Source organism: Xanthomonas arboricola pv. juglandis, from assembly GCF_905367715.1.
GTDB classification, from domain to species: Bacteria; Pseudomonadota; Gammaproteobacteria; order Xanthomonadales; family Xanthomonadaceae; genus Xanthomonas; species Xanthomonas arboricola.
Window position 1 is genome coordinate 3,937,752 of the sequence record NZ_HG999362.1, and the last position, 26,791, is coordinate 3,964,542.

18 protein-coding genes are annotated in these 26,791 nt (G+C 66.9%); 8 read left to right on the forward strand and 10 right to left on the reverse strand.

What is annotated here, in order from left to right; translation table 11 throughout:
* Window positions 1-61: 61 nt before the first annotated feature.
* From KHN93_RS16975 to KHN93_RS16985, 3 genes are read right to left on the reverse strand one after another with little or no spacing between them, the layout of a single operon-like run.
* A complete protein-coding gene (locus KHN93_RS16975; protein ID WP_104560008.1) occupies window positions 62-1,396 on the reverse strand; it encodes an O-antigen ligase family protein in 1,335 nt (444 codons plus the stop codon).
* A complete protein-coding gene (locus KHN93_RS16980; RefSeq protein ID WP_102585243.1) occupies window positions 1,377-2,489 on the reverse strand; it encodes a glycosyltransferase in 1,113 nt (370 codons plus the stop codon). The genes KHN93_RS16975 and KHN93_RS16980 overlap by 20 nt, the downstream gene beginning before the upstream one ends.
* 10 nt (window positions 2,490-2,499) lie before the next feature.
* Entirely contained in the window at window positions 2,500-2,697 is a 198-nt protein-coding gene (locus tag KHN93_RS16985) for a zinc-finger domain-containing protein (protein WP_016902555.1), read from the reverse strand.
* Between the two features lie 319 nt (window positions 2,698-3,016).
* Between KHN93_RS16985 and KHN93_RS16990 the strand changes: the two genes are divergently transcribed.
* Window positions 3,017-6,379, forward strand: coding sequence for a GH92 family glycosyl hydrolase (locus tag KHN93_RS16990; RefSeq protein ID WP_211920873.1), 3,363 nt, complete (start codon window positions 3,017-3,019; stop codon window positions 6,377-6,379).
* 323 nt (window positions 6,380-6,702) lie between these two features.
* On the opposite strand, the gene KHN93_RS16995 is transcribed toward KHN93_RS16990, so the two are convergent.
* On the reverse strand, window positions 6,703-9,012 hold the full coding sequence (locus tag KHN93_RS16995; RefSeq protein ID WP_016902553.1) for an NADP-dependent malic enzyme: 2,310 nt from the start codon (window positions 9,010-9,012) through the stop codon (window positions 6,703-6,705).
* Window positions 9,013-9,210: 198 nt separating this feature from the next.
* Window positions 9,211-10,557, reverse strand: a complete 1,347-nt coding sequence (locus KHN93_RS17000; protein ID WP_104560010.1) for a dicarboxylate/amino acid:cation symporter — start codon at window positions 10,555-10,557, stop codon at window positions 9,211-9,213.
* Between the two features lie 286 nt (window positions 10,558-10,843).
* Here KHN93_RS17000 and KHN93_RS17005 point away from each other — a divergent pair, with 286 nt between their 5' ends.
* The 4 genes from KHN93_RS17005 to KHN93_RS17020 all read left to right on the forward strand — a co-directional run bounded on the left by KHN93_RS17005 (window position 10,844) and on the right by KHN93_RS17020 (window position 17,331).
* Complete coding sequence (locus KHN93_RS17005) at window positions 10,844-12,016, forward strand: OprO/OprP family phosphate-selective porin (protein WP_016902551.1); 1,173 nt, start codon at window positions 10,844-10,846, stop codon at window positions 12,014-12,016.
* 226 nt (window positions 12,017-12,242) lie between these two features.
* Window positions 12,243-14,891 carry a hybrid sensor histidine kinase/response regulator gene (locus tag KHN93_RS17010; protein WP_104560011.1) on the forward strand — a complete coding sequence of 883 codons (2,649 nt, stop codon included), beginning with the start codon at window positions 12,243-12,245 and terminating at the stop codon, window positions 14,889-14,891.
* Window positions 14,892-15,205: 314 nt separating this feature from the next.
* Window positions 15,206-16,555, forward strand: a complete 1,350-nt coding sequence (gene tcuC, locus KHN93_RS17015; protein WP_102255967.1) for an MFS transporter — start codon at window positions 15,206-15,208, stop codon at window positions 16,553-16,555.
* Window positions 16,552-17,331, forward strand: a complete 780-nt coding sequence (locus KHN93_RS17020) for a substrate-binding domain-containing protein (protein WP_104560012.1) — start codon at window positions 16,552-16,554, stop codon at window positions 17,329-17,331. Before tcuC ends, KHN93_RS17020 begins: the two co-directional genes overlap by 4 nt.
* Here the strand turns inward: KHN93_RS17020 and KHN93_RS17025 are convergent.
* Window positions 17,323-18,225 carry a LysR family transcriptional regulator gene (locus KHN93_RS17025; protein WP_026064333.1) on the reverse strand — a complete coding sequence of 301 codons (903 nt, stop codon included), beginning with the start codon at window positions 18,223-18,225 and terminating at the stop codon, window positions 17,323-17,325. The genes KHN93_RS17020 and KHN93_RS17025 overlap by 9 nt on opposite strands.
* A gap of 358 nt (window positions 18,226-18,583) precedes the next feature.
* Here KHN93_RS17025 and KHN93_RS17030 point away from each other — a divergent pair, with 358 nt between their 5' ends.
* The 3 genes from KHN93_RS17030 to KHN93_RS17040 all read left to right on the forward strand — a co-directional run bounded on the left by KHN93_RS17030 (window position 18,584) and on the right by KHN93_RS17040 (window position 22,526).
* Entirely contained in the window at window positions 18,584-20,704 is a 2,121-nt protein-coding gene (locus KHN93_RS17030; RefSeq protein ID WP_244812139.1) for a TonB-dependent receptor, read from the forward strand.
* A gap of 9 nt (window positions 20,705-20,713) precedes the next feature.
* Complete coding sequence (locus KHN93_RS17035; RefSeq protein ID WP_212579701.1) at window positions 20,714-21,019, forward strand: glycosyltransferase family protein; 306 nt, start codon at window positions 20,714-20,716, stop codon at window positions 21,017-21,019.
* Between the two features lie 436 nt (window positions 21,020-21,455).
* Window positions 21,456-22,526 carry an aldo/keto reductase gene (locus KHN93_RS17040; protein WP_211920875.1) on the forward strand — a complete coding sequence of 357 codons (1,071 nt, stop codon included), beginning with the start codon at window positions 21,456-21,458 and terminating at the stop codon, window positions 22,524-22,526.
* A 192-nt stretch (window positions 22,527-22,718) separates the two neighbouring features.
* Here the strand turns inward: KHN93_RS17040 and KHN93_RS17045 are convergent, their stop codons facing one another.
* The 4 genes from KHN93_RS17045 to KHN93_RS17060 form a co-directional block, all read right to left on the reverse strand.
* Window positions 22,719-23,357: a response regulator gene (locus tag KHN93_RS17045; protein ID WP_024938967.1), complete on the reverse strand. Its 639-nt coding sequence runs from the start codon at window positions 23,355-23,357 to the stop codon at window positions 22,719-22,721.
* A 192-nt stretch (window positions 23,358-23,549) separates the two neighbouring features.
* Window positions 23,550-24,599: an ABC transporter substrate-binding protein gene (locus KHN93_RS17050; RefSeq protein WP_047127218.1), complete on the reverse strand. Its 1,050-nt coding sequence runs from the start codon at window positions 24,597-24,599 to the stop codon at window positions 23,550-23,552.
* Window positions 24,599-25,984, reverse strand: coding sequence for a sensor histidine kinase (locus KHN93_RS17055; protein WP_211920877.1), 1,386 nt, complete (start codon window positions 25,982-25,984; stop codon window positions 24,599-24,601). Before KHN93_RS17055 ends, KHN93_RS17050 begins: the two co-directional genes overlap by 1 nt.
* Window positions 25,977-26,678, reverse strand: coding sequence for a response regulator (locus KHN93_RS17060; protein WP_016904741.1), 702 nt, complete (start codon window positions 26,676-26,678; stop codon window positions 25,977-25,979). Before KHN93_RS17060 ends, KHN93_RS17055 begins: the two co-directional genes overlap by 8 nt.
* Window positions 26,679-26,791: the final 113 nt, after the last annotated feature.

Genomic DNA, 26,791 nt, shown 5'->3' on the forward strand with positions numbered 1-26,791 from the left:
TGTCGGCGGGTCTCACGCCTGCGCTGCGTGCAGCCGCAGCAGCGCACGGATGTGCGGCGAGTCAGCGCGGCGGGGGCTGATCTGCGTCGTCGTTGAGCAAGGCACCGGCATACAGGCCGGCCAGCATCAGGCTCAGCCCGCCCCAGAAGCTGGAATAGAACGCCAGATGCGTATTGAGCGGGAACACGGTTGCCACCAGCGCGATCATTGCCGGGCGTGCCTGCGCGCGCGCGGCCAGGCTGGAGTAGCGCCACGCGCGCCAAGCCTGGGCCGCACCGGCCAGCCACAGCAGCAAGCCGATCACCCCGGTTTCGGCCAGGATTTCCAGCACGATCTGGTGCGCATGGAAGGCCGGCCCGTCGCCCCATGCAGGCGCCTGCGCGGGGGCCGGATTGCAGGCCGGATACGCCTGCCGAAATCCGCGTGCGCCCACGCCATTGAGCGGATGCGCGCGGATCATGCACAGCGCCGCGCCCCAGATCTGCGCACGTCCGGACAGGGCCTGGTCGACGCCCTGCTCGCCATCGCTGAAGGCCAGGGCGGTGCGCTGGATCCGCTCGCGCGCCTGCGGCGCCACCGCCACCACGCCGGCCGCCAGCAGCGCGCCGATCAGCGCCACTCCCAGCAGGCGACGGCCACCCAGCAACTGCCAGCCGGACAGCAGCACGATCACGCCATAGGTGATCCACGACGCCCGCGAACCGGCCAGCACCAACACCACCCCGACCGCCGCCGCAGCGCCTGCCCAGGCCCAGGCATGGCGCCGGCCCAGCGCCAGCAACAGGAAGGGCGACAGGCTGGCCAGGGTCTGGCCGAACTTGAGGTTGCACGGCCCCAGCACGCCGCTGAGGCGGTCGACCAGGGCCAGCTCCTGCGGCGTGCACAGGCCATGCCCGCTGATCAGCTGCTTGATCTGATCCAGGCCGAAGAACAACGGGCTGTTGCCGAACGCGGCCTGCAGCAGCGCATCCAGCGTCCACACCGCGCCGATCACTCCCAGGCCGGTGAAGGTGCGCCGACGCCGCTGCGCATTGGCCACCGCGATCGCGCACAACCACATGAAAGGCAGATAGCGCAGATCGGTGGCCGACTTGCGCAGCGCGCGGCCCACGTCCACCGCATCGAACGCCGACAGCATCTGCGGCAACCAGTACGCGAAGAACAACACACTGGTCAGCGCCCAGGCCGCACCGCTGAGCAGCCGGGTGCCGCCGCGGAAGCGCGCATGCAGCAGGCGATACGCCGCAAACAGCGCGCCCAGCGACAACACCGTCTCGGCCAGCCCGGGCGTGGGCCACAGCGCCACGAACAGGATCACCCACAGCGGCGCCCAGCGACCGGCATCGGGCGTCAGCACGGACGCGGGAGGGATGGCCTCAGCGGCGGAGTTCGTCATAGACCTTCAGGGTGGCCGCTTGCATGGCCTGCAACGTGTAGGGAAGCACGGCGGGCGGTGTCGGCGCCTGCTGCAGCAAATGAAGCGCCTGGGTGCGCAAGGCAGCGGCATCGAAGGCCGGCACCGCGCCGCCGGGTTGCAACTCGGCCAGCAGCTCGCCGACGCCGCCATGCGCCCACCCCAGCACTGGCCGGCCTACCGACAAGGCCTCCACCACGGTGCGGCCGAAGGCCTCGGGTTTGCGCGACAGCTGCAGCACCAGATCGCTGGCGGCATAGGCCTCGGCGATGCGTGCGGTGGGTTCGCTGAAGGCGACCGCCTCGGCCACGCCCAGCCTGGTGGCCTCGGCTTCCAGCTCGCGCAGATAGGCCTCGCGGCCCGGCTCGCGCGCGCCCGGCAGCCACAACCAGGCCGGCACGCCGGCAGCGCGTACGTCGGCAAGCAGTTGCAGACCGTCGGTGTGCCCCTTCAGGCGGGTGCCGCGCCCGGGCAGCAGCAGCAGTGGTGCATCGGCCGGCAAGCCGGGCAGCATGCTCTGTGCCCAGGTGCGCGCGTGGCGATCCGGATGCGGGCGACGCGGAAACTGCGCGATATCGACACCGCGCGGTATCGTGCGCAAGCGCGCGCTGTCGGTCTGCGGATAGTGCGTGCAGACGTACTCGCGCACCGTCTGCGACACGCAGATCACCCGCTCGCCGTAGGTCATCACCGCGCTGTAGCGGCTGGGCGAGTTGAGCCCGTGCACGGTGGTGACAAAGCGCGGCCGCGTGGCCTGCGGCATGCCGCGCAAAGCGTACCAGCCCAACCAGGCCGGCAGGCGCGAACGCGCATGCACGATGTCGGCACCCAGTTCGGCGAACAACCGGCGCAGGCCGACCACATGGCGCAAGGTCAGCAGCGACTTGCGCCCGATGTCCAGGGTGAGATGTTCGCCGCCCGCCTCCAGCAGCGGCTGGACCAAGCGACCGCCGGCCGACACCACCACCGCGCGGTGGCCGGCGCGCACCAGCGCAGCGGCGATTTCCAGGGTGGAGCGCTCGACGCCGCCGGACTGCAGCGCCGGCAGCAGTTGCACCACGGTCAGGCGGTGCATCCGGCCAGGTTCAGTCGGCGAGCACGAACAGCGCGCCGCAGTACGGGCACTTGGCTTCGCAGTTGGGCTCGTCTTCGATCGGCAGGTATACGCGCGGATGCGAGTTCCACAACGCCATCTGCGGCGTCGGGCAGCTCAGCGGCAGATCGCTGCGATGCACGGTGTAGCGCGATTCGGCATTGGCGGGCGCGGTGGCGGTCTGGCTCATGGCGGCACGATCGTAGAGGCAAAGGCAGAGCGCGGATTCTAGCAGCCTGCGTGGTGATCGGCCCATTGAGCGGGCGACGCCGGTTTGGGTGGCGATGGTCTCGGCGCCAGCGCGGGCGCCGGCAACCTCGAGAGATGCGGCAGGTCCGGCAGGGCTGCGACCTTGCCGGTCCGGCAGCGCCAGACCACCCCACCCGGACATCGCGCTTATCATCGCCTGACCATGGCGCACCGCCCCGCGCCTGCGCCCCGTGTCCGGATCGCCCGCAGCACTCGGCCGGACCTGCCCTGCGGTATCGCACCCAAGGAGACATCGCCACGTGACCTCGTCTGTTGTGCTGTTGCACCCGCGTGAGCTGTGGCTCCGGCTGGTTGTCGCCCTGGGCTGCGCTGCGCCGCTGTCGGTGAGCGCGGCAATTGAGTTTTCGAGTTCGTTCGAGCCCGGGCAGCCGTTGCCGGTGAGCGCGGCGGCAGGCGATGTGCAGATTGCCATCGGCACCGGCCCGGCCGCGCCGTATGCGGCCAAGCCCAACGCCGGCTACAGCGGTGCGCATGCATTGCGGTATCAAAGTCATGCTGAAGGTGGGCGGCGCACCTTGTTTACCGCCGATGTCCCGATCGGTGCCGATACGACGCTGTCGTGGCTGGTATTGCCGGAGAGTGTGGACGGCGAGCATGTGGCGTCGACCTACGTGTCCCTGGATCTGCTGCTGGACGACGGCACGCGCGTGTCTGCCAGCGCTGCGCGGGATCAGCATGGCGTCGCGCTCGCTGCGCAGGCGCAAGGCGAGTCGAAGACGCTGTATCCGCAGCAATGGGCGCGCAAGGCGGTGCGGCTGGGCGACGTGCCCGGCCTGCGTGGGCGCCGTGTGCGTGCGATCGAGCTGAACGTTGCGCCGCCCGCAGGCGCGACCAGTGCCGGTTGGATCGACGATATCGCGCTTGCCGAGGTGCCGCTGACGCCGGCAACGCGTCCGTCAGATTGGGTGCTGACCACGCGCGGCACGCAGTCCAATGGCACGTTCTCGCGCGGCAATAATTTCCCTGCAACGGCCGTGCCGCATGGCTTCAACTTCTGGACGCCGGTGACCGATGCGGGCACGCTGACCTGGCTGTATCGCTGGAACGAACACAACGACACGGACAATCGCCCGCGCCTGCAGGCGTTGTCGCTCACCCATCAGCCCAGCCCGTGGATGGGCGACCGCCAGACCTTTCAGGTGATGCCGTCGTTGGCCGCCGGCGTGCCGCCAGCCGATCGCAAACAACGTGCGCTGGCGTTTTCGCATGCCAATGAAACTGCGCGTCCCTATCGCTACGCGCTGCAGTTGGACAACGGGATCCAGGCCGAGATCGCACCGACCGACCATGCCGCGCTGTTCCGCTTTCGCTTCCCGGCGCAGGGCGATGCCAATCTGGTGTTCGACAATGTGGACGCGCGCGGCGCGCTGCGCCTGGATGCGGCAACACAGACGCTCTCCGGCTACACCGATGTGCGTAGCGGGCTATCGACCGGCGCCACGCGCATGTACGTCCATGCCAGCTTCGACACGCCGTGGAAAACCAGCGGCCTGAGCGACACGGGCCGGCCCACCGGCTGGATCAAGTTCGATCCAGGCAGCACCCGGCAGGTGCAGATGCGTATTGCCACCTCGCTGATCTCGCTGGATCAGGCCAGGCACAACCTGGCCCTGGAAATCGCGCCGCAGGCAACATTCGAGCAGGTTGCCACGCGTGCGCAGGACGCCTGGGATGCGTTGCTGGGACGCCTGGAAGTGCCCGATGCCAGCGCCGACCAGAAGACCACGCTGTACTCCAACCTGTACCGCCTGCACCTGTATCCCAACTCCGGCCACGAGAACGTCGGCAGCGCCAGCGCACCGGACTGGCGTTACGCCAGCCAGAGCAGCTGGTCGGACGACAACATCGATGGCAGCGCGGTGCGCAGCTTTGCGCCGATCCGCGATGGCCGGGTCTATGTCAACAACGGCTTGTGGGACACCTTTCGCACCGCGTGGCCGGCGTACGCCTTGTTCGCGCCCGACGATGCCGGTGCATTGGTGCAAGGCTTTCTGGAGCAGTCGCGCGCGGGCGGCTGGGTGGCGCGCTGGTCGTCGCCCGGGTATGCCGATCTGATGGTCGGCACCAGTTCCGACGTGGCCTTTGCCGATGCCTGGCTCAAGGGCGTGCAGGGCTTCGATCCGCTCGAGGCGTATGTTGCCGCACGCAAGAACGCCACCGTGGTGGCGCCCGACAGGCATGTCGGCCGCAAGGGCATGGCGCGTTCGACCTTTCGCGGTTATGCCGACACCGACACGCACGAAGGCATGTCGTGGTCGATGGAAGGCGCGCTCAACGACTTCGGTATCGCCAACATGGCCGATGCGCTGGCCACGCAGGCGAAAACAGCCACGGCGCGCGAGCGTTACGCGACCGAGGCTTTGTATTTCCGTCACCGCGCGGCGGGCTATTCGGCATTGTTCGATCCGGCGATCGGGTTCTTCCAGGGCCGCACCCCGGACGGCAACTGGCGCGTGGACGCGGCACGGTACGATCCGCGTGTCTGGGGCCACGATTACACCGAGTCCAGCGGCTGGACGTTTGCGTTCACCGCACCGCACGATGGGCAAGGCCTGGCCGCGTTGTATGGAGGACGCGCCGGCCTGGCAGCGAAGCTGGATACGTTCTTCGCCACCCCCGAGACCGCCGAGGCCAGGTTCGCCGGCTCTTACGGCGACACCATCCACGAGATGACCGAAGCGCGCGATGTGCGCATGGGCATGTACGCGCACAGCAACCAGACCGCGCACCATATCCCGTGGATGTACCTGTACGCCGGGCAGCCGTGGAAGACGCAACGCCTGACCCGCGAGATCCTGGCGCGCCTGTACCTGGGCAGCGAGATCGGCCAGGGCTACCCCGGCGATGAGGACAATGGCGAAATGTCGGCGTGGTATCTGTTCGCAGCAATGGGGCTGTATCCGCTGCGCATGGGCACGCCGGAGTATGTGATCGGCTCGCCGCTGTTCAAGCACGCCAGCCTGCGCTTGCCCAACGGCGGGACGCTGACGGTCAATGCGCCGCAGAATTCGCCGCAAAACGTCTACGTGCAATCGCTCAAGGTCAACGGCAAGCCCTGGCGCAAGACCTGGTTGCCGCATGCAGACATCGCCAATGGCGCGACGCTGGACTTCGTCATGGGGCCGACGCCCTCGCGCTGGGGCACGGGGCCGGACGATGCGCCGCCGTCGCTGACGCCTGCGGGTGAACGCCCTGCCCCGTTGCGCGATGTGCTCGGAGATACGGCCCGCATCACGTTGGCCGATGGTGGCGATGTCGCGGCACTGCATGACGACGATGCGGGGACGGTCGCTGCAGTTGCATCGGCATCGACACTGAGGTTCAGCGGCATGGCGCGCGGCACGCCGACGCTCTACACGCTGACCAGCGGCAACGCGGCGATTACGGCGAGCGGATGGACGCTGGAAGCGCGTATGGCCGATGGTGTGTGGAAGGTGGTCGATCAGCGCCGCGAGGAAACGTTTGATTGGCCGTTGCAGACGCGGCCGTTTCGCATTGCTGCACCTGGTGCGTATGCCGAGTATCGGCTGCGATTTAGCGCACCTGCGAAACTGCAGCTGGCGGAGATCGAGTTGTTGGGGGCTGAACCTGCGGCGCGTTGAGGCGCCGGTCTCGCATCGCTGATCGCGCTGCTTTCTGCAGGCAGGTGACTGCAGGATGCAGGCACCTGCTCACGCAATCGACGGAGTTGCACGAGGGCTGCCGGAGCGGGGTTTCACTGCAACGTCAGCAGCGCTGGTGAACCGTCCCCTCACCGCAACCCCCGCTCCGCGCCCCGGCCCGCGCTTGCGGCGCGGGCGCTTCAAGGCACGCGTGCCAGTGGCGCGCAAGCAGTGCCTTGTCGCCCCGATGGGAGAGGGGCCTTGGTGCGGCGCGTCTGGTGCCGCTAGCGAATCGGTTTGCGGTGTTTTCCCGGTGGGGGATCTCAACCGCTATTTTTTTCGCTGGCGTTCTTCTCGGCATCGCGCTGCCGGCGGATCTGCGCATCCACCGCCGCGATCGCGGTCATGTTCATCACCCGGCGCGAGGTGGCGCTGGTGGTGAGGATGTGCACCGGCTTGGAGATACCCATCAGGATCGGGCCGATCGCCACGCCGTCGGTGAACACGCGCACCAGGTTGTAGGCGATGTTGGCCGCCTCCAGGTTCGGCAGCACGAACAGGTTGGCGCGGCCCTTGAGCGTGCTGTTGGGCATGATCTGCTTGCGCAGCGCCTCGTCCCAGGCGGTGTCGCCCTGCATTTCGCCGTCGATGTTGAGCTCGGGCTTGCGCTTGAGCAGGGCTTCGCGCACCTGGCGCATCTTCAGCGCATCGCGCGAGTCGTGGCTGCCGAAGTTGGAGTGCGACAGCAGCGCGATGTTGGGCTCGATGCCGAACAGCTTCAGGCGGTACGCAGCCTGCAGCGTCGCCTCGACCACCTGCTCCACGGTCGGGTCTTCCTGCACATGCGTGTCCAGGAAGAAGAACACGCCCAGCTGGTTGATCACGCCGGTCATCGCCGAGGTGGAGCTTACCCGTGGCTCCAGCGGAATCACGCTGCGTGCGTAGCCCAGCTTCTTGTGGAAGCGGCCGACCACGCCGGACAGCATCGCATCGGCTTCGCCACGCGCCACCATTACCGCGGCGATCAGGGTCGGACGCGAGCGCATCAGTTCCTTGGCGGCGGTGACGGTCACGCCGCGACGCTCGGTGAGCGCGTGGTAGTACTGCCAGTATTCGTTGAAGCGGGGATCGTCGAGGATGTTGGTGATCTCGAAATCCACCCCGGCGGTCAGGCGCAGGCCCATGCGCTCGATGCGCGCCTCGATGACGTCCGGGCGGCCGATCAGGATCGGGAACGCCAGGCCTTCGTCGACCACGTTCTGCACCGCGCGCAGCACCACTTCCTCTTCGCCCTCGGCATACACCACGCGCTGCTTGTCGGCGCGCGCGCGGTCGTAGACCGGCTTCATCATCAGGCTGGTGCGGTATACGAACTGGCCGAGCTTGTCGCGATAGGCCTCCATGTCGGTGATCGGGCGCGTGGCCACGCCCGAATCCATCGCCGCCTGCGCAACGGCGGACGACAGCTCCACCAGCAGGCGCGGGTCCAGCGGACGCGGAATCAGGTATTCCGGGCCGAAACTCGGGGTCTCGCCGCCATAGGCCGCGCCCAGGTCGGAGGCTTCGCGCCGCGCCATCGCCGCAATCGCCTTGACGCAGGCGATCTTCATTTCCTCGTTGATGCCGGTGGCACCCACGTCCAGCGCGCCGCGGAACAGATACGGGAAGCACAGCACGTTGTTGATCTGGTTCGGGTAGTCCGAACGGCCGGTGCCGATGATGCAGTCCGGACGCACCGCCTTGGCCGCTTCCGGGGTGATTTCCGGGTTGGGATTGGCCAGCGCGAAGATCACCGGCTGGCGCGCCATGCTGGCGACCATCTCCGGTTTGAGGATGCCGGCCGCCGACAGGCCCAGGAAGATGTCCGCTCCCTCGACGATCTCGGCCAGGGTGCGCTTGTCGGTGTCGCGCGCGTAGCGCTGCTTGTCCGGGTCCAGGTCGGTGCGGCCGGTGTGGATCACGCCGTCGCGGTCCAGCGCCAGGATGTTCTCCGGCTTCAGGCCCAGCGAGACCAGCATGTTGACGCAGGAGATGCCGGCCGCGCCCATGCCGGTGGTGGCCAGCTTGACCTCTTCGATCTTCTTGCCGGTGACCACCAGCGCGTTGAGCACGGCGGCGCCGACGATGATCGCGGTGCCATGCTGGTCGTCATGGAACACCGGGATGTTCATGCGCTCGCGCAGCTTGCGCTCGACGATGAAGCACTCCGGCGCCTTGATGTCTTCCAGATTGATGCCGCCGAAGGTCGGCTCCAGGCTGGCGATGATGTCGACCAGCTTGTCCGGGTCGTTCTCGTTGATCTCGATGTCGAACACGTCGATGCCGGCGAACTTCTGGAACAGCACGCCCTTGCCTTCCATCACCGGCTTGGAGGCCAGCGGGCCGATGTTGCCCAGGCCCAGCACGGCGGTGCCGTTGGTGATCACCGCCACCAGATTGCCGCGCGCGGTGAGCTCGCTGGCCTGGGTGGGTTCCTCGACGATCGCCTCGCAGGCGAAGGCCACGCCCGGCGAATACGCCAGCGACAGATCGCGCTGGGTCAGCATCGGCTTGGTCGCGGTGACCTTGATCTTGCCGGCCGGCTGCTGGCGGTGATAGTCGAGGGCGGCCTGTTTGAAGTCGTCGTTGGACATCGGCTGTGTGGGTCTCGAAGGCGCAGGAGGGCTGAATTCTACCCTCCTGCCTGAACAAGGGCCTGTCGCGCAGCTGTCGGCGCGGCAGGAAGATCGCAGGCTGCAGCGCGTCGTGCGTTGCGGCCAGGGTGCGCTGGAAGCGGAAACGGCCCTGCACCCCGCCGGCAACGCCGACGGAATACAGGGCCGTAGGAAGCATCAGCGTGCGCTGATCGGGGCGACGGCGTCGGTCGAGGCCACCGGTGCCTGCAACGGCGGCGAGCCGCCATCCAGCACCATCTTGAGCTGGTCGCGGTCCAGCGCATTTTCCCAGCGCGACACCACCACGGTGGCAACCGCGTTGCCGATGAAGTTGGTCAGCGAGCGGCACTCGCTCATGAAGCGGTCCACGCCCAGGATCAGCGCCATGCCGGCCACCGGCACGTCCGGCACCACCGACAGCGTGGCGGCCAGGGTGATGAAGCCGGCGCCGGTCACGCCGGCTGCACCCTTGGAGCTGAGCATCGCCACCGCCAGCAGGGTGATCTGCTGGCCCAGGCTCAGGTCCACATTGGTGGCCTGGGCAATGAACAACGCGGCCAGGGTCATGTAGATGTTGGTGCCATCCAGATTGAACGAGTAACCGGTCGGCACCACCAGGCCCACCACCGACTTCTCGCAGCCGGCCTTTTCCATCTTTTCCATCAGCGACGGCAGTGCCGACTCCGACGAGGAGGTCCCCAGCACCAGCAGCAGTTCGGCCTTGAGGTAGCGGATCAGCTTGAGCACCGAAAAGCCGCACAACCGGCACACGATGCCCAGGATCACCAGCACGAAGAACAGCGAGGTCAGGTAAAACGACCCCACGAGCCAGGCCAGATTGACCAGCGATTCCACCCCGTACTTGCCGATGGTGAAGGCGATTGCACCGAACGCGCCGATCGGCGCGGCCTTCATCAGCATGTGCACCAGGCGGAACACCGGCGCGGTCAGCGCTTCCAGGAAGCTCAGCACCGGGCGGCCACGCTCGCCGACCAGGGCCAGCGCGATCCCGAACAGCACAGCCACGAACAGCACCTGCAGGATGTTGCCATCGACGAACGCGCTGACCAGCGTGGCCGGGATGATGTCCATCAGGAAGCCGACCAGGCTCAGCTCGTGCGACTTCTGCACGTAGGTGTTGACCGCGCTCTGATCCAGCTCGGCCGGGTTGATGTTCATGCCGGCGCCGGGCTGCACCACGTGCGCCACGATCATGCCCACGATCAACGCCAGCGTGGAGAAGAACAGGAAGTAGGTCATCGACTTGGCGAAGACCCGGCCCACCGTCTTGAGGTGGGTCATGCCGGCGATGCCGGTGACGATGGTCAGGAAGATCACCGGGGCGATGATCATCTTCACCAGCTTGATGAAGGCATCGCCCAGCGGCTTCAGGCTTTCGGCGAAGGCCGGCTCGAAGTGGCCCAGCAGGGCACCCAGGACGATCGCCACCACCACCTGGAAATACAGCTGACGGTAAAACGGGACGGGCGCCGGCAAGGGGCCGGCAGGCTTGCTGATGTGCATGACGCCACTCCGAGGGAACATAGAGGGTGCCTGAGCAGGTACCCGGTGCGGGCATTCTGGCCGTACGTCACAGCCCGAGCCGATAGCCCATTGGTACTACGCACTGTCCCCGGGCTGAACGTCGCCTTACACTTCAGCCGCGCCACCACCGGCCGTTAATTCCGTTTAACGCAGACACCGATTCCTGTGTTGTTGGCCGTCCGGAACCTGCGCGCTTGCTGAAGCTGTTCAGTGCGACCGCCATGGCAGGACGCCCGGCCCCTTCTCCTTGCCGAAGACCACACCTATGCGCCTCAATCCGCTCGTTCTCGCGTTGGCCATCGCCGCCGCGCCCGCTGCCGCCAATGCGGCCACCTCGCTGGAAAACTGGCCCACCAAATACACCTTCGGGGATGGCACCGAGCTCGGCCTGACCGGCAACTATGCCTACGACGACAACAACTTCTCCGGCGACGACCGCCTGGAAGACCGCACCGACTTCCGCCGCAAGGAATTCGGCGCCACCCTCAAGAAGAAGGGCGTCTACGACGCCATGGTGTATTTCGACTTCGAGTCCAAGCTGTGGCTGGACGTGTTCTTCCGCGTCGAGACCAAGGCGCTGTTCGGCCAGGATTACGGTCGCGTGCGGATGGGCTACATGAAGGTGCCGGTGGGTCTGGAAGCGGTGCAGAGCTCGCGTGCGGGCAGCTTCATGGAACTGGGCCTGCCGATCCAGGCGGTGTTCCAGGGCCGTCGCACCGGCGTGGAATGGACGCTGGAGCGCCAGCAGTACCTGCTGCAGGCCGGCGCCTACGGCGGCAAGGACCTGCAGGGCGACAACCCGGGCACCACCCAGGCCGTGCATGCCGCCTGGACCCCGTTCAAGGCCGAAGGCAACGTGCTGCACCTGGGCCTGGCCGGTTCGGTGGAAAACCCGCGCGGCTTCAGCGACGGCCGCGGCGTGTCGTTCAGCCCGCGCGTGCGCCTGCGTGCCCGCCCGGAAGCCGGCCTGACCGACGTGCGCCTGATCGACACCGGCACCATTCTCGATGTGGACCACGTGATCCGCGCTGGCGTGGAAGCGGTGTGGATCCACGGCCCGTTCTCGCTGCAGAGCGAAGCGCTGCGCGCCGAAGTGGCGCGTAACGACAACCTGCCGCATTACATCGCGCAGGGCCAATACCTCTATGGCACCTGGACGCTGACCGGCGAGTCGCGCAGTTATGCCGGCGGCGTACCGGGCAACATCAAGCCGGCGCACGATTACGGCGCGGTCGAGCTCACCGCCCGCTACAGCCGCCTGGATCTGGAAGACAACCGCGTCAGCGGCGGCCGCCAGCACGACACCACCATCGGCGCCAACTGGTACCTCACCAGCCACTTCAAGATGCAGGCCAACTACAGCTGGGTGGATGCCACGCGCAACGGCGTGCATGAAACCCCGCATGTGATGGAGCTGCGCGCGCAGGTGCAGTTCTAAGCCTTATCGCGCAAAGCTGACGCGGGCTTTACCGGCCGCGGGTTGGCTTCGGTTGACCGCTTCAACGCAGTAACCTGGCCATTCAAGCCAGCATGCAGGCCCCTGCGGCCGCCTCCTTCCGGGATGCGGCCGCAGTCGTTTTTTTGGGGCGCCGTGGCGGCGCCGTGGCGCAGACCACTGTGCCGATGGCTGCACGATGCATCGGCGCACCGCCATACTTGTCGGCATGTACGCCTCGCAACGCCGCCGCCTGCTGCTCACCCTGACCATCGTGTTGGGCGGGATGCTGGTGGCCATGCTGGCAGCCGGGCACTTTGTCGAACAGAACGCCCTGCACGAGGAGAGCGCCACCGTGCGGCGCCAGCTACGCCTGTACGCGCAGGCCCTGCAGCAACGCATCGATCGCTATCGCACGCTGCCACAGATCCTGGCGCTGGACCCGGAACTGCGCGCGGCCGTTTCCGGCCCGTTGTCGGCCGCGCAGGTGGAGCGGCTCAATCGCAAACTGGAGCGCGCCAACAACGTCACCCAATCCTCCACGCTGACGCTCATCAACCACAACGGCATTGCGCTGGCTGCCAGCAACTGGCGTGCAGCGCGCAGCAACGTGGGCGTGGACTACGCCTTCCGCCCGTATTACCAGCAGGCACTGAGCAACGGCAGCGGCAGTTTCTACGGCATCGGCATGACCACCAGCGAACCGGGCTACTTCCTGTCGCAGGCCATCGTCGATGCCGATGGCCAGGTACAGGGCGTGGTGGTGATCAAGATCGCGCTGGCCGCGCTGGAACGCGAGTGGCTGCAGACCCCCGACATCGTGCTGGCCTCCGACGCGCATGCGGTGGTGTTTCTGGCCAGCCGCCCGCAGTGGCGCTACCGCATGCTGGCCCCGCTAAGCCTGCGCGATCGCAGCGAATTGCGCAGCACCCGCCAGTACGCCGACCAGGGCTTGCTGCCGTTGCGGCGCCGGCTGATCGAGCAGACCGGCAACGGTGGCGTGCTGGCCGAGGTCAGCGACCCACCGCTCGCCGGCCCGGTGCTGTGGCAGACCCTGGAGGTGCCCGAAAGCGGCTGGCGCCTGCATCTGCTGCACGACACCCGCGCCAGCGCGGCGGCCGGCCGCGCCGCGGCGATTGCCGCGGCCGGTGCGTGGTTGGCATTGGCCTTGCTGTGGTTGTTCGTGCAGCAGCGGCGGCGCCTGTCCGCGTTACGTCAGCGCAGCCGGCACGAGCTGGAAACGCTGCTGCAACAACATGCCGAAGAACTGCGTACCGCGCAGGATGGCGTGGTCACCGCCGCGCAACAGGCCAACGCCGGCTTGAGCCGCAGCCTGGAACACCTGCCGCAGGGCGTGGTGGTGATCGACGAGGCGCTCAATCTGGTGGCGTGGAATTCGCGCTATGTGGAGCTGTTCCGCTTTCCGCCCGAACTGCTGAAGATCGGCCGGCCGATCGAAGACCTGTTCCGCTTCAACGCACGCCGCGGCCTACTCGGACCGGGGCCGATCGAAGCGGCGATCGAACGCCGCCTCAATCATCTGCGCAGCGGCAAACCGCATATGCGCGAGAGCGAGAAAGAAGACGGCACCGTGCTGGAAATCCGCGGCAATCCGCTGCCCGATGGCGGATTCGTCACCAGCTATGCCGACATCACCAGCTACAAGAACGCCGCGCGCGAGCTGCGCTCGCTGGCCGATGCACTGGAACACCGCGTGGCCGAACGGACCCGCGACCTGGCCGCGGCCAAGCGCGAGGCCGAGAGCGCCAACCGCTACAAGACCCGCTTCGTCGCCTCGGCCGTGCACGACCTGCTGCAACCGCTCAACGCCGCACGCATGTTCGTCTCAGTCCTGCGCGGGCAGGTGCGCGAGCCCGGCAGCGCGCGCGTGGTCGACAACATCGAAGGCGCGCTCGCCGCGCAGGACGCCATCCTCAACAGCCTGCTGGACATCTCGCGGCTGGAGGCCGGCAGCCTGAAGACCCAGGTGCGCGATTTCGCCATCACCCCGCTGCTGGAAACGCTGGCCCGCGAGTTCGGCATCCTGGCCGAAGACCGCGGCCTGGTGCTGGATTGGGTACCCACGTCCGCGGTGGTGTTGAGCGATGAAAACCTGCTGCGGCGCATCCTGCAGAACTTCCTGTCCAACGCCATCCGCTACACCCCGCGTGGGCGGGTGCTGATCGGCTGCCGTCGTCGCGGCGGCTGGCTGCGCATCGAGGTGCACGACCAGGGGCCCGGCATTCCCGAGGCCTTGCAGGAAGAGATCTTCGAAGAATTCCGGCGCCTGGATGACGGCGTGGCCAACGACCGTGGCGCCGGCCTGGGCCTGGCCATCGTCGAGCGCATCGGCCGGCTGCTCGGCCACCGCATCGGCCTGCGCTCCACGCTAGGCAGCGGCAGCGTGTTTTCGGTAACCGTGCCGCTGGGCGAACGCGCTGCGATCGTCAGGCAATTGCCGCCGCCAATCACCACCACCGCAGAAAACGCCAACGACCCGATCCTGCACGGCTGCCGCGTGTGGTGCGTGGACGACGACCCGCGCGTGTGCGAAGCCAGCCGTGCCCTGCTGGAACGCTGGGAATGCCGCGTGGACTTTGCCGGCGGACCCGATGAGGCATTGGCCACCGCCAGCCCCGACGAGGTCCCGGAGCTGCTGTTGCTGGATGTGCGCATGGGCGAGCACTACGGCCCCATGCTGCTGCCGCAGTTGGTGCAACGCTGGCAACGCGAACCGCGCGTGATCCTGGTCACCGCCGAACCCGACCCGGCGCTGCGCGAACACGCGCTCGACCTGGGCTGGGGATTCCTGACCAAGCCGGTGCGTCCGCCCGCGCTGCGCGCATTGGTCACCCAGATGTTGTTGCGGCGCGGATAGGTTGCCCGGCTGCCGGCACGGCATGCGGCCTCGTACTTGATGCAGAGCGGTAGCACGCGCGTCGCTCAAGACTGATCTGCGCATCGGCAGATCGAGACAGCGTTCGCTTCTACATCTTGGATCGATAAGCACCCACGCCTTGCGGAATCCCTGCATGCACCTGCTGCGTGCCGCGTTCGTCGCATCGCGGCCATGAGAGTCGAGCGCTGCTCCAGTGCAGGCTGATGTTCAACGCGCATCAGTCGATGAGAAAGCAGCAATTATCAATGCCGGCCCGCTCCACCAGAATCGATCGCCTCACCTATCAGACGCACGTGCATACCTATCGTGGAGGGCGATCTATGCAGACTTCGAACCTTGAGGCAACGCGGCAGTCGAAACTGGGGATGGTGCTGAGGGTGACCTCGGGCAACTTCCTCGAGCAGTTCGACTTCTTCCTGTTTGGTTTCTACGCAACCCAGATCGCCGCGGTGTTCTTCCCGGCGAGCAATGAATTCGCCTCGCTGATGATGACGTTTGCAGTGTTTGGCGCAGGCTTTCTGATGCGCCCGCTGGGCGCGGTGATCCTGGGCGCCTACATCGACGATGTCGGGCGTCGCAAGGGCTTGATCGTCACCCTGGCGATCATGGCCAGCGGCACGGTGCTGATCGTACTGGTGCCGGGCTATGCCAGCATCGGTTTGTGGGCACCGGCACTGGTGCTGCTCGGACGGCTGCTGCAGGGCTTCTCGGCGGGTGCCGAAATGGGCGGTGTGTCGGTGTATCTGGCCGAGATGGCCACACCGGGGCGGCGCGGCTTCTATGCCAGTTGGCAATCGGCCAGCCAGCAGGTGGCCATCGTCGCTGCGGCCGCCATCGGCTATGCGCTCAACCAACTGATGCCGCCGCAGGATCTGGCGCAGTGGGGCTGGCGGATTCCCTTCGCCATCGGTTGCGTCATCATCCCCTTCATCTTTTTGCTGCGGCGCCGCCTGGAAGAAACTGCGGAGTTCGCACAGCGCACCCAGCGGGTGACGATGAAGCAGGTGATGCGCGGGCTGGCGAACAATGCCGGCACCGTGATCGCCGGCGGCTTGATGGTGGCGCTGACGACGACCGCGTTCTATCTGATCACCGTGTACGCACCGACCTTCGGCAAGAGCGTGCTCAAGCTCAGCACCGGCGACGCATTGATCGTGACGCTGCTGGTGGGCATCTCCAACTTCCTCTGGCTGCCGATCGGCGGCGCGCTCAGCGACCGCTTCGGCCGCAAGCCGCTGCTGGTGACCATGGCGGTGGTGTGCGCACTGAGCGCCTATCCGGTGCTCGCGTTCCTTGCATCCGCACCGAGCTTTGCGCACATGTTGCAGGCGCTGCTGTGGCTGTCCTTCCTCTACGGCATCTACAACGGTGCCATGATTCCCGCGCTTACCGAACTGATGCCGGCGCATGTGCGGGTGGCGGGCTTCTCGCTCGCCTACAGCCTGGCCACGGCAGTCTTTGGCGGGTTTACGCCGGTGATGTCGACCTGGCTGATCCATGTCAGCGGCGACAAGGCGGCCCCTGGGTACTGGTTGGTGTTCGCGTCGGTGTGCGCGCTGTTGGCGACGCTGTTCCTGTATCGCCGGCATGGCAACGCAGCGGCAGCGACCGGCCTCGATACGGCTGCGGGAGCGGCGAAATGATGCGGGCTCTCTGGAAAAAATTGCTCGCTGCGGTTGTCGCCACGGCCCTGCTGTCGCCGGCCGCAGCCGCGCAGGATCTGACCGTGATGACCTCCGGCGGTTTCACCGCCGCCTTCGAACGTCTGGCGCCGCAGTACAGCAGGCAGACCGGAGTGACAGTTGCGACACTGCACGGCCCTTCGATGGGGCAGACGCCGCAAGCCATTCCCAACCGGCTTGCGCGTGGCGAGCATGCCGATGTGGTGATCATGGTGGGCAGCGCATTGCAAAAACTGATCGATGCAGGACTGGTGGATCCGGCATCGCGGGTGGAGCTGGCCGATTCCCGGATCGGCATGGTGGTGCGCAGCGGCGCACCCAAGCCGAAGATCGATACCGTCGAACAGTTTAAGCACGCGCTGCTGCAGGCCGATTCCGTTGCCTATTCCGACAGCGCCAGTGGCGTCTACATCGAGACCACGCTGTTCAAGCAGTTGCAGATCCAGGGCCCGATGATGGCCAAGAGCCGCAAGATCGAACGCATCCCGGTGGGCTCGGTGGTGGCCGACGGCAGTTATCAGCTGGGCTTTCAGCAGGTGGCCGAACTGCTCCCGGTGGCAGGCGTGGATGTTGTCGGCAAGATCCCCGAGCCGCTGCAGTCGATCACGCGCTATGCGGCGGGCGTGCCGGTCAACGCGGATCATCCCGCAGCGGCCAGGCGCCTGCTTGCCTACCTGCAGTCGGGTGACGCGCAGGCGGTCGCGCGCGCGACCGGCCTGGATCCGGTCTCACCGTGAGCGCGCGGGCATCCGTCGCACCAGTTCCGCCAGCTCGAGCGCAGTCGGTGTCAGCGTCCGCCCACGGCGTTTGAGGATCCCCACGTTGCGCAACACCTCCGGTTCGACCAGCGGCACCGCCGCCAGCACCGGATGCGGGCCGGAAGGCATGGCGATCGAAGGAACGGCGGCAATGCCGACGCCGGCCTCCACCAAGCCCAGCAATGTAGTGACGTGGCGGGTTTCGCAGATGCTCGGCTGCTCCGGCGTGAATGCAGACAGCGCCCGATCCAGCACCAGCCGGTTGCCCGAGGTCTTGTCGAGCGTGATGTAGTCATGGCCATAGGCTTCCTGCCAGCTGACCTGCTCGCGCCCGGACAGGGGATGGTCCCGGCGGCAGGCAATCACATAGCGCTCCTGCAGCAACGGCTCGAACTCGACCTCCGGTGCCAGGTTACCGCTGAAGCTGACGCCGAAATCCGCCTCGCCGGAGGCCACTGCCGCACTGACGTGACTGGCGCTGCCATCGAACAGCCTGATGCGTATCTTCGGAAACAGCTGATGCAGCCCGTGAATCGCCTGGGGCATGAAGTAGTACGCCGCAGACGGCACGCACGCCACGGTCACCGTGCCCATCCGGCTGGATCCGGCATCGCCGATGCTCATCAGCGCCATGTCCAGGTCGTCGAGCATGCGCTCGACCTGCGGCATGAACGCCTGCCCGACCGTGGTGAGCGCGACCTTGCGCGTGGTGCGCTCGAACAACTTGACGTTCAACGCCGACTCGAGCTTGTCGATCCTGCGGCTGAGCGCCGGCTGGGTGATCCGGATGCGTTCGGCAGCGCGGCGGAAGCTGCCGTTTTCGGCAACGGCGCGGAATGCCTGTAGATCGTTGAGGTCGAATTTGATGGTCACGATGCCGCGGCTGCGATGTTCGATGGCGGTCGCCATAGCATAGACAGTTGCCTGCTGCGCTGCGTGCGCGTGCAGATGCGGCGCGCGCGGGCCTGCAACATTCGTGCAGGCGGTCATCGCCGCAGGAATGCACACGCCTGTTTCCGACGCAGGTGATACCTGCACGCGCGGCGCATGGCTCGGGCATCGCCGATGCTGCCAACGCGCGCATTTGTAACGCGCGACGCTGCGGCATGCCCAGCGTCGCAGCGCTCGTGCCTGCTAGAATGGCGATAATGATTCCCATTTAATCTTCACCTTTCGCGTTGCCGTGCACGTGCTGCGTCTGTGCCGACCGCGCCTTGGAGTTCCTTGCCCGATGAAATCTCCCGTCTCCGGATCGGCCGGCATGCCGTTCGTTGCCACGCTCTGCCTGCTCGCCTCTGCCACCGCGTCCGCGCAATCGGACGTCACCGACACGCTGGACACCGTGGTGGTTGCCGCCTCGCGCTCCAACATGACCGTGGCCGAATCGCCGCAGACGGTGTTGATCATCGACAAGGCGCAGATCCAGCAGCAGCTGACGATCTCCAGCAACTCCTCCGACGTGCTCGCCAACCTGATTCCCTCGTACACGCCCAGCCGCGGCAAGATGAATGGCAGCGGCGAAACCCTGCGCGGGCGCACGCCGCTGATCCTGATCGACGGCGTGCCGCAGTCCAATCCGATCCGCCCCACCGGGCGCGAAGCGCACACCATCGACTATGCGATGGTCGAGCGCATCGAAGTCATCCAGGGCGCCAACGCCATCAACGGCCTGGGCGCCACCGGCGGCACCATCAACATCATCACCCGGCGCCCGCAGGACGGCTCGTTGAACCAGCACATCGACGTGCAGGCCACCGCACCTACCTCCGAAACGCGTGCGGAAACCACCAGCGTCGAGACCCGCTACCGCGTGGACGGCCGCTCGGGCAGGCTCGATTACCTGTTCTCGGCCAGCTACAGCGACCAGGGCCTGTATGTGGATGGAGAAGGCCGGCCGATCGGCGCCGACAACACCCAGGGCGACCTGATGACGTCCAAGAGCTACGACGTGCTGGCCAAGCTCGGCTACGCGCTCACCGACACCCAGCGCTTGAGCGTCAGCGTCAACCGCTACCGCATCAAGAACGACAACGACTACATCGGCGTCGCCGGCAACCGCGCGCAAGGCCTGCCCACCAGCTCGGTGCGCGGCACCCCGCAGGGCACCGCGCCCTGGAACGATGTGCTGACCTCCAGCCTGTCGTACACCCATGACGATCTGGCCGGCATGCAGCTGAGCGCGATGGTGTTCAAACAGGAATTCGAAGGGCTGTTCGGTGCCGACAACTCGTCCACGTTTCAGGACCCGCGCATCGCCCCGGTCGGCACCTTGTACGACCAATCGCGTTCGGTCGCCTCCAAGTGGGGCAGCAAGATCACCCTGACCAGGGACGACCTGCTCGACAGCCGGCTCAAGCTCACCGGCGGCGTCGACCTGCTGGCCGACACCGGCAAGCAGGATCTGTACGGCACCGGGCGGACCTATGTGCCCGAGTCGGACTACCGCAATCTGTCGCTGTTCGTGCAGGGCGAATACAAGCTGCTGCCCACGCTGACCCTGCACGCCGGCGTGCGCCGCGAAGAAGCCGAGTTGAAGATCGACAGCTACCAGACGCTGTGGCGCTACAACCGGGTCGCTGTCGAAGGCGGCACGCTCGACTTCAACCAGACCCTCTACAACACCGGCCTGGTCTATACGCCGCTCGAGGGTGTGAGCTTTTTCACCAGCTATTCCGAAGGCTTCGGCATGCCGGACGTGGGCCGCGTGCTGCGCGCGATCAACACGCCGGGCACGCGCGTGGCCAGCCTGAGCACGCTGGAGCCGATACTGACCAAGAGTGTGGAAGCCGGCACCCGCCTCACGCGCGGCGCCTTCGATGCGGACCTGAGCTACTTCCAGTCCAACTCGGATCTGGGCACGCGCGTGGTGCCGATCAACGGCGCCTTCATGATGAGCCGCGAAAAGACCCGCGTGCAGGGCGTGGACGCCAGCCTGGGCTATCGCCTGGATGCAGCGCATCGCCTGCGCCTATCCTACGCCTACACCCGTGGCCGCTATGACAGCGATAACGATGGGCAACTGGATGCGCGCCTGGATGGGCTCAACGTGGCGCCCAATCGGGTGATCGCCTCGTGGTCGGCACAGTGGACGCCGAAGTTCTCCTCGTTCGTGCAGGCCCAGCATGCCTTCAGCCAATCCTTCGACGAGGCCGACAAGCGCTTCAGCGGCTACACGCTGGTGGATGCGACCTTCAACTACGCGTTGCCGCGTGGCGCAGTGCGCATGGGTGTGTCCAACCTGTTCGACAAGCAGTACATCACCTACTACTCGCAATCGGCCCTGGTCGAACCGCTGCGCTACTTCGCCGGGCGCGGCCGCACCATCACGCTGGGCTATTCGCTGGATTTCTGATGGCGTGACGTGATTGTCAGCAGCGCGCGATACGCCTGCGCAAGCGTGCTGCTGTGCATGGATGCCGATTCGTCGCATCGTTTAGATGCAGTCAACAGCCTAGTCTGTGCCCTCGCCGCCCGCGGGACACGCCGTGAATCCGTCCGTGGAGGCTCGGTGGCGGCATCCATGCCGCCACACGGTCCCGCAAGCGGCAAGGACACCGCACAAGACAGTTTGCTGGCTGTTTTATTGAAAGCCATGCGCACCAATCAACTCGACTGGTCCCTGCCCGTCCACCCTCGCGGGACCTTACGCGGCATGGATGCCGCGTAAGAGCCTACAAGGACGTACTTGCGGCGTGTCCTGCGATGGTGGGCGGGCAAGGACCCTGCAGCCACCCCGCAGATCATCCGAACAACCTGCATCGTGCATTGCTTGCACCATGCACACCCAACCATCTCGACAGGTCCTTGCCCGCCCACCGTCGCGGGACCTTACGCGGCATGGATGCCGCGTAAGAGCCTACACGGACGTACTTGCGGCGTGTCCCGCGATGGTGGGCGGGCAAGGGCCCTGCAGCGAAGTCGCAGACATCAGCGTCTTGGTCGCTCAATCGCGCCTCAGGAGCACGCATCCCTACGTGACGATGCCGAGTTGACGATCCGGACGATCGGGCAAGGATGCCGGATCACCAGGCTCACGCCGACGCGGCGGCCCGCGGCACAGTGCATCGCAACACGCACAACGCCACTACCGGGAGACATATCGCATGAGTCAGACACTGTCGCTGGACCACTATCGCCTGCTCGGCCGCTCCGGCCTGCGCGTCTCGCCGCTGTCGCTGGGCACCATGACCTTCGGCGAAGCCTGGGGCTGGGGCGCGGACGCGGACGAAGCCAGGCGCATCTTCGATGCGTATGCCGACCGCGGCGGCAATTTCATCGACACCGCAGTCAACTACACCAACGGCGGCTCCGAGCGCATCCTCGGCGCGCTGCTCAAGCACCGCCGCGAGCGCTTCGTGCTGGCCACCAAGTTCACCATGGCGCGCGATCCGGACAACATCAACGCCGGTGGCAACCATCGCCTCAACCTGATCCGCTCGGTCGAGACCAGCCTGCGCCAGCTCGACACCGACCGCATCGACCTGCTGTACCTGCACGCCTGGGATTTCACCACCTCGCCGGAGGAAGTGATGCGCGGGCTGGAGCATCTGGTGCAATCGGGCAAGGTGCTTTACCTCGGCATCTGCAACACCCCGGCCTGGCGGGTGGCGCAATTGCAGACACTGGCCGAGCTGCGTGGCTGGTCGCCGCTGGTGGCGCTGCAGATCGAATACAGCCTGGTCGAGCGCAGCGTCGAACACGAGCTGCTGCCGATGGCGCGCGAGCTGGGCCTGGGCGTGTTGCCATGGTCGCCGCTGGGCGGTGGCATCCTGACCGGCAAGTACAGCCGCGCCGATCTCTCCGACGACAACGCAGCCGAGGTTTCGACCAGCCGCAAGGGCGTAATCGCCTCGACCGGGCATCTCAATGCACGCTCGCTGGAGATCGCCGATGCGGTCGGTGCGGTCGCCGAAGAACTGGGTGCCTCGCGCTCGCAGGTGGCACTGGCCTGGACCTTGCGCAATCCGGCCGTGGTCTCGCCGGTGATGGGCGCGCGCACGCTGCAGCAGGCCGAGGACAACTTCGGTGCGCTGGAAATCGTCTTGAGCGATGAACACCTGGCTCGGCTGGATCGGATCAGCGCGCTGGCGCCGATCTTTCCGGAACGCTTTATCGGCCGGCCGATGGCGCAGCAACTCATCTACGGCACCTACAAGGTGCAGTTACGCAGTTGATGGATGCATCGCCGACGGACGGTCCGTCGGCAGCGATGCACTGCCTCACGTGCAATGATCTTTCACCGACAACGGCACGACCGATCAATCCGTCGCGTCATCGCGCGTTTGCATCGCCGTTCTGCACGGCGCTGCGTCCCAGCACGTCATCGTCATCGCAAACACGATGCAGCACACGATCACCATGCGCGATCAGCCCTCGCCTTCCGGCTCCAGCGCCTTGACCAGCACTGCCGCCTGCGTGCGGCTGTAGCAGTCTAGCTTCTTCAGGATCGCGGTGACATGCACCTTGACGGTGTTCTCGGCTAGCCCGAGTTCGTGCGCGATCTGCTTGTTGAGCAGGCCGTCGGCCAGGCTCAGCAGCACGCGGAACTGTTGCGGGGTGAGCTGGGCGAGCTTGGAGGCCAGTTGCGCGTCGGCCTCCGAGCGCTCGGCAGTCATCGGCGGGAACCAGGTGCCGCCCTCCAGCACGCTGGCCACCGCAGTGCCGATCGATTCGGCCGGGGTGGATTTGGGAATGAAGCCGGCCGCGCCGAACTGCTGCGCGCGCCGGATCACGCGTGGGTGATCGTTGGAGGAGATCACCACCACCGGGATGTCCGGATGCTCGCCACGCACGTGCAACAGCGCCGAGAAGCCACGTGCGCCCGGCATCGCCAGGTCCAGCAGCACCAGCTCGGCCTGTGGGTGCGAACGCAGCATCGCGCTCAGCGTGGCGGCGCTGGAGGCCTCCACCACATCGGCCTGCGGCAGGGTCTGCTGCAGCACATGGATCACGGCGGCACGGAACAACGGGTGGTCGTCGGCGACGAGGATGGTGAGATCGGCCATGCGCCAAGTCTGGCACATGGCTGTGTCGGTTTCCCGCGTCCGGGCATCCATTCCCGCCCCGCTGCGCGGGCATCTGGCCTGCCGGGCAGCCAGCATGTGCGTGGAAATCGCCGCCCCCACGCCCCGCGCGCCAAGGCCGGCAGCGCGCACCGCGCCGGCATGCAGCCGTTCGCGCAGATCGTCAGCGCTCGCCTAGCGCGGCGGCTGCGTGCTAGCCCGCCAGGCATCCAGAAACTGCCGGCGTTTGAGCTTGTCCAGATACACCAGCAGGCCGGGGCCGAGCGGGATCGGCCGGAACGGCGGCTGCGCCGAGCCGCCACGGCCGCCGGCGGCCGGCAGGATCGGCATCAGCCGCGCCTCGCGCGAGAGCACCTGCTGGCCGCGTGGCGAGAGCAGGTAATCCAGGAACCTGCGTGCCTCCGGCGCATGCGGTGCAGTCCTGGGGATCACCGCAGTGCGCAAGGCCACCAGCGTGTAGTCCTGCGGCTGCACGATGCCCAGCGGGGCGCCGGCGTCGATGCGCGTCTGCGCGTAGGAGCCGAGCACGTTGTAGGCCAGCAGCAGCTCGCCACGGCTGACGCGGTCGAGCAAGGTGCCAGTGCGTTCTTCCAGCCTGACCTGGTTGGCCCCCAACGCGGCCAGCAACGCGCCGGCAATGCTGCCAACCTGCCCGTCCTGGGTGGCGAACAGATAGCCCACGCCGCTGCGCTCGACATCGTAGGTGCCAACCCGGCCGCGCAGCGGCGCGTCGGGCGCGCGCAGTAAGGCCAGCAACTGCCGGCGTGTGCGCGGTACCCGCGCGGCCGCCAGCTTGCGTGTGTTGTAGACGATCGCCACCGGCTCGTAGCTGATGCCGAACACTTCGTGCCGCCACTGCGCCCAGGCAGGCAGCGCTTCGGTCTGCGCGGAGCGATGCGCGAGCGCGTGGCCGTCGTTCACCAGCTTGGTCTGCAGGTCCATGCTGGCGCTGATCAGCATGTCGGCGGCAGCCGTGGCCTTGCCCGGGTGCAGATAGCGCTCGTAGATGTCCCAGGCGATCACGTCCTCGTAGATCACCTCGGTGCCCGGATGCAGGCGCTGGTAGTCCTGGATGACCGCACCAAACACTTCCAGATCGGTGGAGCCTTGCACGCGCAACTGCGCCTGTTTCGGGCCGTGCGCGGGAAACACCCGCACATCGCCGGGCGCGGCACGCGCAACAACCGGTGCCAGCAAGACCACCATCAGCAACAGCACGCGCATCACCGCGTTCCTCCAGGAAAATGCAACGAGGCGATCAGCCCACCGCCGACGCGGTTGCTCAGATCGATGCGCCCGCCGTGCGCTTCGACCACGCGCTTGACGATGGCCAGCCCCAGCCCCGCGCCGCCGGCCGGTGCATCCGGCCCGCGGACGAAACGTTCGAACACGCGCTCGGCTTCGGCGGCGGGAATGCCGGGGCCGTGATCGGCGATGGTCAGCACGTGATGGCTGCCGTCGCTGGTGAGCGCCACCTGCAACGGCGCCCCGGCACCGTATTTGCAGGCGTTGTCGATCAGGTTCTTCAGCGCCTCGCGCAGCAGCAGTGCATCGCCGCGCAACAGCGCCGGTTGCGGGTCGATCGCCAGGTGCACGCGCGGTGCGCCGTCGCTGCGCGGCAAGGACTCGTGCAAGGCCTGGTGCAGCACCTCGGCCAGGTCCACGGTGGCAAAGCGCTGCAGGTTGGCGCGGTGGATCACGCTGGCATCGCTGAGCAATTGATTGAGCAACCGGCTCATATGGCTGGCATTGCGCTCGATCGCCACCAGGCTGCGTTGCATCTCGCGCGGGTCGTCGTCGTCCATCGCCAGCTGCGCCTGCGCGCGCAAGGCGGCCAGCGGCGTGCGCATCTGGTGCGCGGCTTCGGCCATGAAGGCGCGCAGGGTTTCGTTGCTGGACGACAGCCGCGCCATGAAGCGGTTGAGCGCGGTCACCATCAACTGCATTTCCTGCGGTGCCGGCACGCTGAGCGGTTTCAGGTCGGAGGGCTCGCGCCGCGACAGGTCGCGCTCGATACGCTGCAACGGGCGCAGGGCGCGATACACGCCCAGCCACACCAGGCCCAGGGCGAGCAGCGACAGCACGCCGATCGCCACCAGCGCGTTGAGCACTACATCGCGTGCCACCGCATCGCGCGCGCGCCGGGTCTGACCGACCTGCACACGCACCTCGCCCTGCCCGGAGGCCGATGCCACCCGATGCATCACCACCGCAAAGCGCACCGGCTCGCCGCTGTAGTCAGCATCGAACAGCACCGGGCGCTCGTCGCCGGGCGCGCGCGCCGGCAACGGCAAGCTCTCTTCACCGGTGATGGTGCGGCCTTGCGCATCGAACACGCGGTAGAACACGCGGTCTTCCGGTGCCATGCCGAGCAGGTCCAGCGAGGCATACGGCAGGTCCACCTGCCAGTCGCCGCCGACCAGCGCCACGCTGTCGACGATGGACAGGGCCGAGGACACCAGCAGGTGGTCGTAGGAGCGGTTGGCGGCCCGCTCGCCGTAGTCGCGTGCGGCAAAGAACAGCACCACCGCGCCCAGCACCGACAGGCTGCCCAGATACAGCAGCAAGGTGCGCCGGATCGACGGTGCTACCATGCGCGGCTCAGCCATCGACGCCCGGCTCCACCGGCGCATGCGGATCGGCTTCTTCGAGCTTGTAGCCGGCGCCGCGCACGGTGACGATGCGCAACGGCGCGCCCGCCAGCTTGCGACGCAGGCGGCCGACATACAGCTCGATCGCATTCGGCCCGGCATCGTCGTCGAAACCGAACAAGCCGTTGCCGATCTCGTCCTTTCCCACCACATGGCCCAGGCGCCCGATCAGGATCTCGAACAGGCGGTATTCGCGATTGGGCAACTCGATCGGCACCCCGTCCAGCACCAGCGTGTGCGCGGCGTTGTCGAACACGAATCCGCCGATCTGCACCACCTCGCTGGCCTGCCCGCGGTTGCGCCGCAGCAGCACCCGGCAACGCGCCTCGAACTCGCGGAAATCGAACGGCTTGCCCAGGTAGTCGTCGGCCCCGACATCCAGCGCCTGCACGCGGTCTTCGATGCCGTCGCGCGCGGTCAGCATCAGCACCGGCGTGGTATCGCCACGCTCGCGCATCCCGGCCAGCACGCGCAAGCCATCCAGCTTGGGCAGACCGATATCCAGCACCACCAGATCAAAGCTCTGATAGCGCAGCACACTCGCCGCCGCCAGGCCATCGGACTGCCAATCCACCGCATGCCCGCTACGGCGCATGCGCCGCACGATGGCATCGGCGAGATCGGCGTTGTCTTCGACTAGCAGCAGGCGCATGGGCGGGGAATCGAGAATCGGGAATTGGGAATCGGAACAGCGGTTGGCCGCGGCCGGAAGGTAACAGCCCTCGCGGACAAAAGCTCTTAACGCTCTTGCGATTCCCCATTCCC